The sequence below is a fragment of the Ectothiorhodospira haloalkaliphila ATCC 51935 genome, assembly GCF_000633935.1.
Lineage (GTDB): Bacteria > Pseudomonadota > Gammaproteobacteria > Ectothiorhodospirales > Ectothiorhodospiraceae > Ectothiorhodospira > Ectothiorhodospira haloalkaliphila.
The window spans coordinates 1,060,474-1,073,739 of sequence record NZ_KK214998.1 but is presented as its reverse complement, the minus strand read 5'-3'; the positions used below and the strand labels follow the sequence as shown (position 1 = coordinate 1,073,739).

Sequence of the window (13,266 nt, the reverse complement as noted above, 5' to 3'; positions counted from 1 at the left end):
CGTGGCTCAACCGCGTGTGCAGTGGTTCAAGTTCTCTTCACCACCGAATTTCTATGACCTGTCGGGGCGATTGATTCCCTGGTTTGGGGGTCTGGCGGCGATACTGTGTGTCGCCGGTCTGTATGTGGGCTTCGTGGTGGCCCCGCCGGATTACCAGCAAGGGGACAGCTACCGCATCATGTTCATCCATGTGCCGGCGGCCTGGATGTCCATGTTCCTCTATGTGCTCATGGCCGTGTATGCGGCCATCGGCCTGATCTGGCGGGTGAAGACCGCCGAGGTGATGGCCAAGGCCATTGCCCCCACGGGCGCCCTGTTTGCGTTTCTTTGCCTGTGGACAGGGGCCCTGTGGGGCAAGCCCACCTGGGGCACCTACTGGGTGTGGGACGCACGCCTGACCTCCCAGTTGATCCTGCTGTTCCTCTATCTGGGTTACATGGCGCTGCATGGGGCCATCGAGGATCGTCAGCGGGCGGCCAATGCCAGTGCCGTGCTGGCCCTGGCGGGGGTGGTGAACGTGCCCATCATCTACTTCTCTGTGGTGTGGTGGAACACCCTGCACCAGGGGGCCTCCATCACCGTGACCAGTGCGCCCACCATGGAAACGGTGATGTTTGTGGCGCTGATGCTCATGACCTTCGCCTGCTGGATGTATGCCATCGCGGTGGTGCTTTGGCGGGCGCGGCTGGAATTGCTGGAACGTGAACGCCGCGCCAAGTGGGTGCTCGAACGCATGGGGGGCAAGGCATGATGGAATTTCTCGCCATGGGCGGCCACGGGCCGTTCGTCTGGGGCTCCTATGGGGCGGCCTTGCTGGTGCTGGTGGGGGAGATGATCTGGCTGCGCCGACGGCGCATTGCGTTGCGCCGTCAGCTGGCCCGGCTGGCAAGGCTCCAGGAGAGCCCGCCGCCATGATCCGGGCTGCCGGCGGGCGCGTCTAATCCTCCTGTGCGAACCGCGGTGCCTCGAAGCGCAGGGCCTGTAGCTCCGGGTCGTGTCCCGAATAATCGTGGCAGCTCTGGCAGGTGTCGAAGTTTTCCATCATGCCCGTGTGCTGGGCGAAGAATGCCGGATCATTCGCTTCCACTTCGCTGGTCATGTGGCAGGCGGCACAGTTGTCGCTGGTCTTCTGCGGGTGGAGTTGCGACGGCGGGTCGTTGTGGGGGTTGTTCTGACCGGTGAACATCAGGTAGACCTTGCGGGCCCCCTGCACCTTGTCGGTCACCAGGCCCTTGGTATGGCAATCCAGGCAGTTGGTGAAGGCATGGTCACCATGATCCCAGGAGACCTTTTCATAGGCATGGCAGGCGATGCAGAAGTCGTTCTGCTTGGACACGTGGTGGCCGCCCACACCCCCACCCACCAGCAGCGCCAGAACGATGACGACGATCAGGATGACCCAGAACCTGCCCATGACGGACTCCTTGAAGTTGGTAAGTTCGTGTTTGTAGACCGGGGGAGTCGCGCGAGACGATTCCCTCAATGACTGTAGCAGAATGCCCCGGCTGTCGTTTGGGACGGTATGGTGGGTCTTTTCACCAACGCCCCATGCGGGCAGAATCAGGTGCCCATTGGCCACGGGAGGCAAAACACGAATGGATCATGTGCTGGAGCGGTTGTCGGTCCTGATCATCGACGATTTCCATACCATGCGCTCCAATCTATCGGGAATGCTGCTTTCCATGGGGGCGCGGCAGGAGCCGGATGTGGCGGCCAATGCGGAGGATGCGCTGGGCCGGTTGCGCGCCAAACGCTACGACATCGTTCTGTGCGACTACAACCTGGGCGCTGGCATGGACGGGCAGCAGTTGCTGGAAACGGCCCGCCGCGAGGGGCGGGTGGGTGTGGGCACCGCCTTCCTGATGATCACTGCCGAGAACACCCCGGAGATGGTCATGGCCGCTCTGGAGAGTGCGCCCGATGCCTATCTGGCCAAACCCATCACCAAGGACCTGCTGGCCGTCCGGCTGCAGCGGGTGCTGCGCCGCCGTCTGCCCTTGAGGCCAGTGGCCGATGCGCTCTCGCAAAAGGATCTCTCCGGCGCCCGCAGTCTGCTGCAGGACATGCTGGCAACGGGGCGCGGCCAGCGGGCCGATGTGTTGCGTCTGCAGGCGGATCTGGCCCTCGAGGAAAACGACGCCGACGGCATGGAAGCGGCAGCGCGCGCTGCCCTGGCGGAGCAGGAAGTGGCCTGGGCCCATGTGGCCCTGGGGCAGGCGCAAGAGATGCGCGGTGACGATGGCCGGGCGGAGGCCTGTTATCGCAAGGCCCTGGAGGTGACACCCCACTTCATGTCTGCCCACGATCGACTGGCTGGCTCCCTGGAACGCCAGGGGCGCTCCGCAGACGCCTTCAAGGTTCTGATCGAGGCGATCCGGCGCTCGGGAAGATCCCTGGGGCGTCAACGTCAACTGGGGCGTCTGTCCATGGAACTTCAGCATTGGGAGCAGGCTGTGGCCTCCTGGAAACAGGCCGTGCAGCTGGGGCAGTCTCAGGGTGCCGGTCACCCCTCAGACGCTGTCTGGCTTGCTCATGCGCTGGCCAGGCATGGGGAGTCCAGCGAGGCGGGAGCTTGCCTCAAACAGATGCGCACGGAACTGCGGGGGCATGAAGATTTCCCCTGGTGGGAGCTGGTGGGGCACCTGCTGGTTTGCAACGAACTGGCACTGGACAAGGAGGCCATCCTGGACACCCTGGATGTTCAGCTCTCCCGCGGGCAGCCACCCGCCCTGGTCCGGGCTGCCTTGATCCAGGGGCTGTCCCATCTGGGGGAGGTGGAACGGGCAGAGATGCTGCGCCAGGAGGACCTTTGATGGTCTTGTTCCCCGTGAAACGGTTAGGATGATGGAAAGCAGCTAACGGGGTGAGGATGTGAGTCGACTGGATTTCAGCGCGGTGCTGGCCATCAGCATCCATGACATGAAGAACTCGCTCAACATGGTGCTCAACTCACTGGACACCCTGTTGGAGGATCATTCAGGCGCCCCCATCCAGTGCGATCCTGACCGCCTCACCCAACTCCGCTACGAGGCACGCCGTGTCAATGATGCGCTGATCCAGTTGCTGACCCTCTACCGAAACAGCACAGGTGGTTTCACGCCCCGTTTCGCCCCGGTGATGATCCAGGAACTGCTGGAGGATTACTGGCTCAGTAACAAGCCCCTCATGGATCACCGTGAGGTGCGTTGCGAACTCCATTGTGACCCGGATCTGATCTGGGTGATGGATCGCGGCCTGGTGAACAGCCTGCTGGAAAACGTGATCAACAATACCATCCGCTACACTCAGGATAAGCTGTCCATATGGGCCCGTGAGGAACGGGGGTGGCTGGTCCTTCAGGTGGACGACAACGGCGCCGGCTACCCCGAATCCATGCTGGGGCGCCGGTCGCTGGAGGACCAGGGCGATTTCGACCCCACGCAGGGACGCACCGGGCTGGGGCTTTACTTCTGTGCCCTGGTGGCCGACATGCATGCGGACGAAACGCGACGGGGTTATGTGGAGTTATCCAACCGGGGCAACCTGGGGGGTGGCTGTTTCACCCTGCGTCTCCCGGAAGTACTGACCTGAGAGCCTGCCATGTACGATGCCTCCTTTACCGAACGACTCACCGAACTGTCCCGCTTCGTGGAGACCACCCAATCCCTCGAGGAAGGGCTGGATCAACTCAGCACGTTGGTGGCCCATGCCATGACCTGCCACCACTGCTCCATCATGCTGGTCAGCAGGAACGATGGCGAGGAGCTGCCGCATCTCAGGGTGGAGGCCCATTGTGGACGTCTGACGGAGGAGGCCAGACAGCATGCCCAGCCCCTGGGAGACGGCATTGCCGGGCGGGTGGCCAGTTCCGGGGAACCGCTGCTGATCAAGGATCTGCATCATTCACCCTATGCACCCCTGGCCCGCCGCGGCGAGTCCGGTACCGTGGATGTGGTCTCGGTGCCGGTGATCCTGGAAGACCAGGTGGTCGGTGTGATCAATGTGGACAGCCCCATTGACCGGGAACGACTGGATGGCCTGGATCTGCGCATGGCCAGCATCCTGGCCCTGGTGGTATCCAAGGCCATCCACATCCATCGGCTTCAGGGTCTGCTCAAGACCCACTTCATGCAACTCACCCTGGCCCGCGAGGCACGCCGCACCGGGCGCATGACCCATGACCCCGAGAAGGTGGCGCGCCTGATGGCCCACACCCTTTACGACGAGATGATCGAAGCGGGCTTTGCCCGGGATCATGTGCTGATGGTGGCTACCGAGATCCTGTCCCAGGTCCATGATTCCCTGAGCAAGACCTGACTGAGCAAGATCAGGTCACGGCGGGTATAATCCCGGGCCTTTCCCACCACCGGTCACTTCATGTTCAAGAATGCCAGACTCTTCCGCCTGGGGGACCCCCTGGGTCTTTCCGCCTCGGAACTCGAAGACAAGCTTGCCGATCACCGTTTCAAACCCTGCGGCCCTCTGACCCTGTCCACCATGGGTTGGACCGAGCCCCTGGGCAGCGACACAACGGCCCTGGTGCACGGTGCCGCCGGTTGCCTGCTGATCTGCGCCCGGCGCCAGGAGCGGCTGCTGCCGTCTTCGGTCGTGGCCGAGATGCTGGAAGAGCGGGTGGCCGAGATCGAGGCCGGCGAGGCCCGCAGCGTCGGTCGTGCCGAACGCAAGCAGTTGCGCGAAGCCATCACCGCCGAACTACTCCCCCAGGCCTTCACCCGCTCACGCCGCCTGATGGCCTACGTGGATACCGTGGCCGGCTGGCTGGTGGTGGATGCCTCCAGTGAACGCCTGGCCGATGACCTGGTCAGCCTGTTGCGTGAGTCCCTGGGCAGCCTGCCCGCGGCCCTGCCGCAGCCGGCCAATCCTCCCGCCTCCCTGATGACCCGCTGGGTGTCACAGGGCCACGGTGACGAGGGCTTTGAGCTGGGGGATGCCTGCGAACTGCGTGACCCCAAGGACACCCAGTCGGTGGTCCGTTGCCGTGGGCAGGACCTGGCAGGGGAGGAGATCGCCAAGCACCTGGAAGTGGGCAAGCAGGTGGTGCAACTGGCCCTGGACTGGAACGAGCGCCTGAGTTTCGTGCTGGCGGATGATCTGTCCATCAAGCGCCTGCGCATGGCCGATGAGCTGATCGAAGAGGGCGGTGTGGCCGAGGCGGAGGACGCCCTGGCCCGCATGGATGCGGAGTTCACCCTGCTGGGTCACGAAATGCGTGGGCTGATCCAGCGGCTGGAGACGGTCTTCGAACTGCCCCAGCCGGTGTCTTCCGAAGCCGTGCCCTGGTAATGGGATGAGGGGGGCGAGGCCGGGAAGCCACGCCCGTCAGTCCGTGCCCTCGGGCAGGGGTGTCTTGTTCCCCTCGCCATCCAGATGCACAAAGGTGACGCAGGTGGAAAAGATCGGCTCTTCCCGGCCGCTCTCCAGGTCATCCGCAAAGGCACTCACCGCGTATTGCACGGAAGTCCTGCCCCGTTGATGTTCATGGCTGCTGAAACGCAGCACGGTTCCCTGATGAACGCCCTTGTGGAACTCCACGCTGTTCATGGCCACCGTCACGAAGCGGCAGCCGGGATAGTCCCGGCTGGCGGCAATCCAGGCGATTTCGTCCACCCACTTGAGCAGAAATCCCCCGAACAGATAACCGTAGTGGTTCAGGTGTTCCGGTCTGACCAGCTTGAACGTGTCCAAGGCGAACTCCTTTCTTGATCTTGAGGGAAAAGGGGGGATGACCCCGATTGATGCGGTTAACCCAGGATACGCCAGCCGGCCCAGACCAGGGAGAAACTGATCAGGAAGATCAATCCCACCCAGGCCAGGCCCAGGAGGACGGGCCCCGGTCGCGCAGCGGGAGGCATGTGTTCATCGGTGACCACCCGCAGGGTGAGCCAGGCCAGTACCGGGGCCGACAGGAAGGAAATGGTGGTGGCCAGATCCACAAAGGTGGTGAATCGTTCGCCCGCCAGGTAGATCAGGGTGAGGGCGCCGCTGAGGACCACCACCAGCGAAAGCACATAGGGCCAGCGATGATCTTCCGGCGGGCCCAGCACCACCCCCCGCTCATCGGCCCGGGCCGCCCGAATCAGGGCCGTGATCACCCGCGGATAGGCATCCGTCACCGCCAGAGTGGTGCTGAACATGGTGGTGAGGGCGGCCACGGCGATGAGGGGGCGGCTCCATTCGCCCAGGGCACCCGCGTACAGATCCACCAACTGTGCCGAGAAGCCCACGGCCGAATCGGCAAACCCCTGCCCGGTGCCATGCAGGGTGAGGGCCCCCAGCAGCAGGAAGGCCAGGGCCAGCAGGGTGGCGGCCAGGAAGCCGATGCGAAAGTCCGTGAGCGCCTGCCCCAGGCTGGGGCGGGTGCCGGTCTCCCGGGAGCGTTCCAGCGTCCATAGGGAGTGCCAGACGGCCACATCCAGCGGGATGGGCATCCAGCCCAGCAGGGCCAGCAGGAAGGCCACGCCGGCGGCGGTCCACACCTGCGGGGCCTGGGCGATGCCCGAGAGGGTGGACCAGTCCGGCGATTCGCCAAAGGCCAGCGCCACGGTGGCCAGGGTGGAAATGGTCAGGGCCCCCATGATCACCTTCATGCCCAGATCCACGCCCCGATAATTGCCGATGGCCAGCAGGAGCAGGCAGCCGCCCATGATCCAGGCCGACAGGGTGGCCGGCGAGGCGTCCATACCGAACACCATGCCGAACAGCCCTGCCGTCACCACGGTCACCACCGCCTGGATGATGAACATCGTCCCCAGGGTGACCAGGGCGAACAGCCCCAGGGCCCAGCGCCCCAGACGACGATAGCCGATCAGCAGGTTCTCTCCGGTGGCGGCCGCATAGCGGGGCCCGAATTCCAGAAAGGGGTATTTGAGGAGGCAGGCCAGCAGCACCAACGGCAGCAACAGCAGGCCGTATTCGGCCCCGGCGCGGGTGGATTGCACCAGGTGCGACACGCCGATGGCCGCCCCGGCCATGAGCAGGCCGGGGCCGATGGCGTGGCGCAACAAGCCCGGGCGGAGGGTGTTCTTCATGGGGCGGCCTCCGGGGCGGGCCGGCCGGCGCGGTGGTATGGAGCGACAATCAACATGGGCGCGGATTATACGAAGCCTGATGCGCCGGATGCCATGCCGGTGTGCCCGGATAGAGATCCATCAGGCCCGTTTGAGGCACTTCAGCACGGGAGAAGGGAAGGGGCGCTCCCGGGTCCTGTCGCAGACGATATCCCGGCGTTCCCGCAACCAGGCCTCGATGGCGGCGTGTTCTTCCTGCCCGCCGGGGTGGCCCCGGTACATCATCAGACTGATCATGCCGTCGGGGTGCAGCCAGTCCAGCGCGGTCTCAAGGGCCGCGAGGGTATGTCGTGGATGGGTGACGATGCCATGGTCGCCGCCGGGCAGATAGCCCAGGTTGAACATCACGGCCTTGATCCTGCCACGCAGGTTTTCCGGCAGATATTGAGCCAGGTGCTGATGTCCGGAGTGGACCGGCGTGACCCGTGATGCCAGGCCCTCTGCCTCCAGGCGTGCCCGGGTGGCCTGCAGGGCCTGGGCCTGGATATCGAACGCCCACACGTGCCCCGTGGCGCCCACCTGGCGCGCCAGGAACAGGGTGTCGTGACCGTTGCCGGCGGTGGCATCCACCACGTGATCTCCCTCGGCAAGACAGCCCTCCAGGGTGTGATGGGCCTGCCGGGTCAAGGGCAGGCGGTCGATGGCCTGGGCGCCGGCGGCCATCACGGATACAGCCGTGCCTGGCGCTCGCAGGCCTCCAGCATGGCCTGCAGGGGCTCCGGGTCGGCCAGGCGATGATCCCGCCCCACCTCGATGAGGCAGTGGTCGGGCAGGCCGCTGCGTGCCAGCAGTTCCTGGGAGTCGGCAAAGGGAATGGTCTCGTCCTCGCGGGCATGCAGGATCAGGGTGCCCGGTTTGACGCGATTGGCCTGGCCCCAGTGACGCCAGGCGGGGCATAGCAGGACCAGGGGGATGTCCCCGGTGTGCAGGTTCATGGCCACGGCCCCGCCCCGGGAGGATCCCACGATCACCTGCGGGCGATGGGCGTGAAGGGTGGCCTGGGCGGTGTCCATGGCGGCCTGGAAGTCATCATCGTCCAGGGGAGGATTGATCACCTCATGACCGTGACTGAGCAGATGTGTGGGCTTGAGGCCCCCGGGGCTGGATTGCCAGCCGTGGAGAAAGAGGATGCGGATTGGATGCATGGGGGGAGTGCCCTGGAAGCGGGTTTATCGCCTTGAGTGCGCGCATTTTAATCACCCGGGTGCCGCCGAGGCCATCACCTTGTCCCGCATGAGCGTGTTTCTTATGAGAATTCCCCATTTTTTGGCGCGCACGCTACCGCAACAACGACCCGCTTGAGTATTAAAGGAATCAAGAGTGATTCCGGAGAGTGTCGTTGAAGTTTTATGAGGCAGTGCAGCAAAAGGCCATGTGAAACTCTCGGACTTGCTCCGAAGCATTCTGTCAGCGAAAATGCACCGCTCCGAAGTTGTGACCAGGCCAAGGAATGCGCAATGTCAAGGTATCTGAATGCGAGATGTGTCAGATGCTGAACGCCACCTTCAGGCTGGTCTTGCAACACCCGATTCCCGGTCGCCGCGATCATTGAATGTCGTGGAGAAGAACAAGAACACCGTCAATAGGTGTCATCGCGGCCACCCCTGTTTTGTCGTTTTAAATCACTTGAGGAGAACTGCATGCCGTCTCGCAAAGAGCTAGCCAACGCCGTACGCGCGCTTTCCATGGACGCGGTCCAGAAAGCCAAGTCCGGTCACCCCGGCGCCCCCATGGGCATGGCCGATATCGCCGAAGTGCTGTGGAATGATTTTCTCACTCACAATCCGGACAACCCTCACTGGGTGAATCGCGACCGTTTCGTCATGTCCAACGGCCACGGCTCCATGCTGGTGTACTCACTGCTGCACCTCACCGGCTACAACCTGCCCATGGACGAGCTCAAGCAGTTCCGCCAGTTGCACTCCCAGACCCCTGGTCACCCGGAATACGGCTACACCGCCGGTGTGGAGACCACCACCGGTCCGCTGGGGCAGGGGCTGGCCAATGCGGTGGGCATGGCCATCGCCGAAAAGGCCCTGGCGGGTCAGTTCAACCGCCCCGGGCATGACATCGTCGATCACCACACCTACGTCTTCCTGGGCGACGGCTGCCTGATGGAAGGCATCTCCCACGAGGTCTGCTCCCTGGCCGGCACCCTGGGCCTTGGCAAGCTCATCGCCTTCTACGATGACAACGGCATCTCCATCGATGGTGAGGTGGAAGGCTGGTTCACCGACGACACCCCCGCCCGCTTCGAGGCCTATGGCTGGCATGTGGTGCGCAACGTGGACGGTCACGACGCCGAGGCCGTGAAGAAGGCCACCGAGGAGGCCCGCGGTGTCACCGATCGCCCGACCCTGATCTGTTGCAAGACCATCATCGGCTGGGGCTCCCCCAACAAGCAGGGCAAGGAGGAATGCCACGGAGCCCCCCTGGGCGATGACGAGATCAAGCTGGTGCGCGAGACCCTGGGCTGGCAGCATGAACCCTTCGTGATTCCAGAGGACATCTACGCCGGCTGGAGCGCCAAGGACAAGGGCGCCCAGGCCGAGCAGGCCTGGCAGGCCCGCTTTGATGAGTACAAGAAGGCCCATCCGGAACTGGCCGCCGAATTCACCCGCCGCATGAGTGGTGACCTGCCCGCCGACTGGCAGGAGAAGGCCACTGCCTTCATCCAGGAGACCGTGGACAAGGCCGAGAAGGTGGCCAGTCGCAAGGCTTCCCAGCAAAGCATCGGCGGCTATGCCCCGGCGCTTCCGGAACTGATGGGCGGCTCCGCCGACCTGGCCGGCTCCAACCTCACCCTCTGGGGTGGTGCCCGCGGTGTCAGCCGCGAAAACGCCGACGGCAACTACATCTACTACGGCGTGCGCGAGTTCGGCATGGCGGCCATCATGAACGGCATCGCCCTGCACGGCGGCTTCATCCCCTATGGCGGCACCTTCCTGATCTTCAGCGACTATGCCCGTAATGGCCTGCGCATGTCGGCCCTGATGAAGCAGCGCGCCATCTACGTGCTCACCCACGACTCCATCGGTCTGGGCGAGGATGGCCCCACCCACCAGCCGGTGGAGCAGGTGCCGAGCCTGCGCCTGATCCCCAACATGTCCCTCTGGCGCCCCTGCGATGCGGTGGAAACCGCCGTGGCCTGGAAATGTGCCATCGAACGCAAGGATGGCCCCACCGCCCTGAGCCTGTCCCGTCAGGGGCTGCCGCACCAGCAACGTGATTCGCAGCAACTGGCCAACGTGTCCCGCGGCGGTTACGTCCTCAAGGACACCGACGGCACCCCCGATGCGATCCTTATCGCCACCGGTTCCGAAGTGGCCCTGGCCATGGATGCCGCCGCCCGGCTGGCCGACAAGGGCCGCAAGGTGCGCGTGGTCTCCATGCCCTGCACGGATCTGTTCGATGCCCAGGACGCGGACTACCGCGAGTCGGTGCTGCCCGCCTCCGTGCGTGCCCGTGTGGCCGTGGAGGCCGCGGCCACCCAGGGCTGGTTCCGCTACGTGGGCCTGGACGGCAAGGTGGTCGGCATGGAAGGCTTTGGCGAATCCGCCCCGGGTGATGCCCTGATGGACTACTTCGGCTTCACGGTGGACAACGTCGTGCAGGCAGTGGAAGACGTCATGTGATCCACTGGCCGCTGCCGGCTTCGGCAGCGGCCAACCATTACAAAAATGATGACCCGTAAGATGGAGACAGTAACGTTATGACGATCAAAGTCGGTATCAATGGTTTCGGCCGCATCGGCCGCATGGCCTTCCGCGCCATTTCCCAGGAGTTCCCGGAACTGGAAGTGGTGGCCATCAACGACCTGCTCGAGCCCGAATACCTGGCCTACATGCTGCGCTACGACTCCGTGCACGGCCGCTTCAACGGTGATGTGTCCGTGGAAGGCGAGCACATGGTGGTCAAGGGCAAGAAGATCCGCCTGACCGCCGAGCGCGATCCGGCCAACCTCAAGTGGGGCGACGTGGGTGTGGACGTGGTGATCGAGTCCACCGGCTTCTTCCTCACCGAAGAGACCTGTCAGAAGCACATCGACGCGGGTGCCAGGAAGGTAGTGCAGAGTGCCCCGTCCAAGGACGCCACCCCCATGTTCGTGTACGGCGTGAACCACAAGGACTATGCCGATCAGGCCATCATCTCCGCCGCCTCCTGCACCACCAACGCCCTGGCCCCGGTGGCCAAGGTGCTGAACGACCAGTTCGGCATCAAGCGTGGCCTGATGACCACCGTGCATGCGGCCACCGCCACCCAGAAGACCGTGGACGGCCCTTCCCAGAAGGACTGGCGCGGTGGGCGCGGCATCCTGGAGAACATCATCCCGTCCTCCACCGGTGCCGCCAAGGCCGTGGGCAAGGTGCTGCCCAGCCTGAACGGCAAGCTCACTGGCATGGCCTTCCGGGTGCCCACCTCCGATGTCTCCGTGGTGGATCTCACCGTGGAACTGGACAAGGACGCCAGCTACGACGACATCTGCAAGGCCATGCAGTCCGCCTCCGAGGGTGAACTCAAGGGCGTGCTGGGCTACACCTCCGACAAGGTGGTGGCCACGGATTTCCGCGGCGTGAGCATGCCCTCCATCTTCGACGCCGAGGCGGGTATCCAGCTGGATCCCACTTTCGTCAAGGTGGTGGCCTGGTATGACAACGAGTACGGCTACACCTGCAACATGCTGCGTCTGGTGCAGCACGTGGGTTAAGGGCTTCGGCGCCCTCACCCCAACCCCTCTCCCCAAGGGGAGAGGGGGCTTTGGCCCCCTTCTCCCCCGTGGGGAGAAGGGCCGGGGATGAGGGGCAAACGGAGGGCACCCGAAGAACCCTTTGCCAAGCCCTCACCGGGTTTGCCAAAGTGTTCTTAAAACAAAAAATGCCAAAACCATCAAAGGAGTCACATCAATGTCCGTCATCAAGATGACCGATCTGGATCTCAAGGGTAAACGGGTCCTCATCCGCGAGGATCTGAATGTGCCCGTCAAGGGCGGCAAGGTCACGTCCGACGCCCGGATCCGCGCCAGTCTGCCCACCATCCAGCACGCCATGAAGGCCGGAGCCCGGGTGATGCTCATGTCCCATCTGGGGCGCCCGGAAGAGGGCGTGTTCTCCGAGGAGGACTCCCTGGCGCCGGTGGCCGAACACCTCTCCGGCCTGCTGGGCCAGAAGGTGAAACTGGTGCGCGATTATCTGGATGGCGTGGAGGTTCAGGATGGTGAAGTGGTGCTGCTGGAGAACGTGCGCTTCAACAAGGGCGAAAAGAAGGACGACGAGGCGCTCTCAAAGCAATATGCTGCCCTGTGCGACATCTACGTGATGGATGCCTTCGGTACCGCCCACCGGGCCCAGGCCTCCACCCATGGCGCCGGCAAGTTCGCTCCGGTGGCCTGCGCCGGGCCGCTGCTGGCGGCTGAACTGGAGGCCCTGGGCAAGGCCCTGGGCAACCCCAAACGGCCGCTGGTGGCCATTGTGGGTGGCTCCAAGGTGTCCACCAAGCTCACCGTGCTCGAATCCCTGTCCACCAAGGTGGATCAGCTCATCGTCGGCGGCGGCATCGCCAACACCTTCATCGCCGCCCAGGGGCATGGCGTGGGCAAGTCCCTGTACGAGGCCGACCTGGTGGCCGAGGCCAAGCGCCTGATGGAAGCCGCCAAGGCCAAGGGCGGCGAGATCCCGGTGCCCACCGATGTGTGCGTGGGCAAGGAGTTCTCCGAGTCCACCGAGGCCAGCAACCGCTCCGTGGACGCGGTGGCCGAGGATGACATGATCTTCGACGTGGGCCCGGAAACGGCGGCCACCTATGCCGAACTCATGAAAAAGGCCGGCACCATTGTCTGGAACGGCCCGGTGGGCGTGTTCGAGTTCGACCAGTTCGCCGCCGGCACCCGCGCCATGGGCGAAGCCATCGCCGAGAGCGATGCCTTCTCCATCGCCGGGGGCGGCGACACCCTGGCAGCCATCGACAAATATGGCCTGTCCGAGCGCATCTCCTATATCTCCACCGGCGGCGGTGCCTTCCTGGAGTTCCTGGAAGGCAAGACGCTGCCGGCGGTGGCCATGCTGGAGGCCCGGGCCAAGGCCTGAGTTCCGTGCTGTGCGGCTCGCGACCTTAGCCGTTCCCACCATGGGTGCTCGTGTCCCCGGTGGGGCGGCCCTGGCCGCGGGCGAGCGATCCGGCAGAGGTGAAATGGCCCCTGCCC

At 64.3% G+C, this 13,266-nt stretch carries 14 protein-coding genes; 9 read left to right on the top strand and 5 right to left on the bottom strand.

Features of this window, described 5'->3' with window-relative positions; genetic code table 11:
- Position 1 precedes the first annotated feature (1 nt).
- On the top strand, positions 2-751 hold the full coding sequence (locus ECTHA_RS0112850; RefSeq protein WP_025282679.1) for a heme ABC transporter permease: 750 nt from the start codon (positions 2-4) through the stop codon (positions 749-751).
- Positions 748-915, top strand: coding sequence for a heme exporter protein CcmD (ccmD, locus tag ECTHA_RS0112845; RefSeq protein ID WP_025282678.1), 168 nt, complete (start codon positions 748-750; stop codon positions 913-915). The genes ECTHA_RS0112850 and ccmD overlap by 4 nt, the downstream gene beginning before the upstream one ends.
- Positions 916-937: 22 nt before the next feature.
- Here the strand turns inward: ccmD and ECTHA_RS0112840 are convergent, their stop codons facing one another.
- A complete protein-coding gene (locus tag ECTHA_RS0112840) occupies positions 938-1,414 on the bottom strand; it encodes a NapC/NirT family cytochrome c (RefSeq protein ID WP_025282677.1) in 477 nt (158 codons plus the stop codon).
- Positions 1,415-1,595: 181 nt separating this feature from the next.
- Here ECTHA_RS0112840 and ECTHA_RS18310 point away from each other — a divergent pair, with 181 nt between their 5' ends.
- From ECTHA_RS18310 to ECTHA_RS0112820, 4 genes are read left to right on the top strand one after another with little or no spacing between them, the layout of a single operon-like run.
- Complete coding sequence (locus tag ECTHA_RS18310) at positions 1,596-2,813, top strand: response regulator (RefSeq protein WP_025282676.1); 1,218 nt, start codon at positions 1,596-1,598, stop codon at positions 2,811-2,813.
- Between the two features lie 58 nt (positions 2,814-2,871).
- Entirely contained in the window at positions 2,872-3,570 is a 699-nt protein-coding gene (locus ECTHA_RS0112830; protein ID WP_025282675.1) for a sensor histidine kinase, read from the top strand.
- 9 nt (positions 3,571-3,579) lie between these two features.
- Complete coding sequence (locus ECTHA_RS0112825) at positions 3,580-4,296, top strand: GAF domain-containing protein (RefSeq protein ID WP_025282674.1); 717 nt, start codon at positions 3,580-3,582, stop codon at positions 4,294-4,296.
- Between the two features lie 60 nt (positions 4,297-4,356).
- Positions 4,357-5,283 carry a recombination-associated protein RdgC gene (locus tag ECTHA_RS0112820; protein WP_025282673.1) on the top strand — a complete coding sequence of 309 codons (927 nt, stop codon included), beginning with the start codon at positions 4,357-4,359 and terminating at the stop codon, positions 5,281-5,283.
- 36 nt (positions 5,284-5,319) lie between these two features.
- Here ECTHA_RS0112820 and ECTHA_RS0112815 read toward each other — a convergent pair whose 3' ends face one another.
- From ECTHA_RS0112815 to ECTHA_RS0112800, 4 genes are all read right to left on the bottom strand, one after another.
- Positions 5,320-5,685, bottom strand: a complete 366-nt coding sequence (locus tag ECTHA_RS0112815) for an acyl-CoA thioesterase (RefSeq protein ID WP_025282672.1) — start codon at positions 5,683-5,685, stop codon at positions 5,320-5,322.
- Positions 5,686-5,741: 56 nt separating this feature from the next.
- On the bottom strand, positions 5,742-7,028 hold the full coding sequence (locus ECTHA_RS0112810) for an Nramp family divalent metal transporter (protein WP_025282671.1): 1,287 nt from the start codon (positions 7,026-7,028) through the stop codon (positions 5,742-5,744).
- Between the two features lie 120 nt (positions 7,029-7,148).
- Positions 7,149-7,730: a tRNA 5-(aminomethyl)-2-thiouridylate-methyltransferase MnmM gene (gene mnmM, locus ECTHA_RS0112805; RefSeq protein WP_051582653.1), complete on the bottom strand. Its 582-nt coding sequence runs from the start codon at positions 7,728-7,730 to the stop codon at positions 7,149-7,151.
- Positions 7,730-8,212 carry an alpha/beta fold hydrolase gene (locus ECTHA_RS0112800; RefSeq protein ID WP_029762649.1) on the bottom strand — a complete coding sequence of 161 codons (483 nt, stop codon included), beginning with the start codon at positions 8,210-8,212 and terminating at the stop codon, positions 7,730-7,732. The genes mnmM and ECTHA_RS0112800 overlap by 1 nt, the downstream gene beginning before the upstream one ends.
- A 495-nt stretch (positions 8,213-8,707) precedes the next feature.
- Between ECTHA_RS0112800 and tkt the strand changes: the two genes are divergently transcribed.
- The 3 genes from tkt to ECTHA_RS0112785 all read left to right on the top strand — a co-directional run bounded on the left by tkt (position 8,708) and on the right by ECTHA_RS0112785 (position 13,150).
- Entirely contained in the window at positions 8,708-10,702 is a 1,995-nt protein-coding gene (gene tkt / locus ECTHA_RS0112795; protein ID WP_025282668.1) for a transketolase, read from the top strand.
- 77 nt (positions 10,703-10,779) lie between these two features.
- Positions 10,780-11,775: a type I glyceraldehyde-3-phosphate dehydrogenase gene (gene gap / locus ECTHA_RS0112790; protein ID WP_025282667.1), complete on the top strand. Its 996-nt coding sequence runs from the start codon at positions 10,780-10,782 to the stop codon at positions 11,773-11,775.
- A gap of 196 nt (positions 11,776-11,971) precedes the next feature.
- Positions 11,972-13,150: a phosphoglycerate kinase gene (locus ECTHA_RS0112785; RefSeq protein ID WP_025282666.1), complete on the top strand. Its 1,179-nt coding sequence runs from the start codon at positions 11,972-11,974 to the stop codon at positions 13,148-13,150.
- Positions 13,151-13,266: the final 116 nt, after the last annotated feature.

What these genes read in the sequence shown, in the direction of transcription:
- gap (WP_025282667.1), top strand. Translation starts at nt 10,780, where the DNA reads ATGACGATCAAAGTCGGTATCAATGGTTTCGGCCGCATCGGCCGCATG.
- ECTHA_RS0112840 (WP_025282677.1), bottom strand. Translation starts at nt 1,414, where the DNA reads ATGGGCAGGTTCTGGGTCATCCTGATCGTCGTCATCGTTCTGGCGCTG.
- ECTHA_RS0112785 (WP_025282666.1), top strand. Translation starts at nt 11,972, where the DNA reads ATGTCCGTCATCAAGATGACCGATCTGGATCTCAAGGGTAAACGGGTC.
- ECTHA_RS0112820 (WP_025282673.1), top strand. Translation starts at nt 4,357, where the DNA reads ATGTTCAAGAATGCCAGACTCTTCCGCCTGGGGGACCCCCTGGGTCTT.
- mnmM (WP_051582653.1), bottom strand. Translation starts at nt 7,730, where the DNA reads ATGGCCGCCGGCGCCCAGGCCATCGACCGCCTGCCCTTGACCCGGCAG.
- tkt (WP_025282668.1), top strand. Translation starts at nt 8,708, where the DNA reads ATGCCGTCTCGCAAAGAGCTAGCCAACGCCGTACGCGCGCTTTCCATG.
- ccmD (WP_025282678.1), top strand. Translation starts at nt 748, where the DNA reads ATGATGGAATTTCTCGCCATGGGCGGCCACGGGCCGTTCGTCTGGGGC.
- ECTHA_RS18310 (WP_025282676.1), top strand. Translation starts at nt 1,596, where the DNA reads ATGGATCATGTGCTGGAGCGGTTGTCGGTCCTGATCATCGACGATTTC.
- ECTHA_RS0112800 (WP_029762649.1), bottom strand. Translation starts at nt 8,212, where the DNA reads ATGCATCCAATCCGCATCCTCTTTCTCCACGGCTGGCAATCCAGCCCC.
- ECTHA_RS0112825 (WP_025282674.1), top strand. Translation starts at nt 3,580, where the DNA reads ATGTACGATGCCTCCTTTACCGAACGACTCACCGAACTGTCCCGCTTC.
- ECTHA_RS0112810 (WP_025282671.1), bottom strand. Translation starts at nt 7,028, where the DNA reads ATGAAGAACACCCTCCGCCCGGGCTTGTTGCGCCACGCCATCGGCCCC.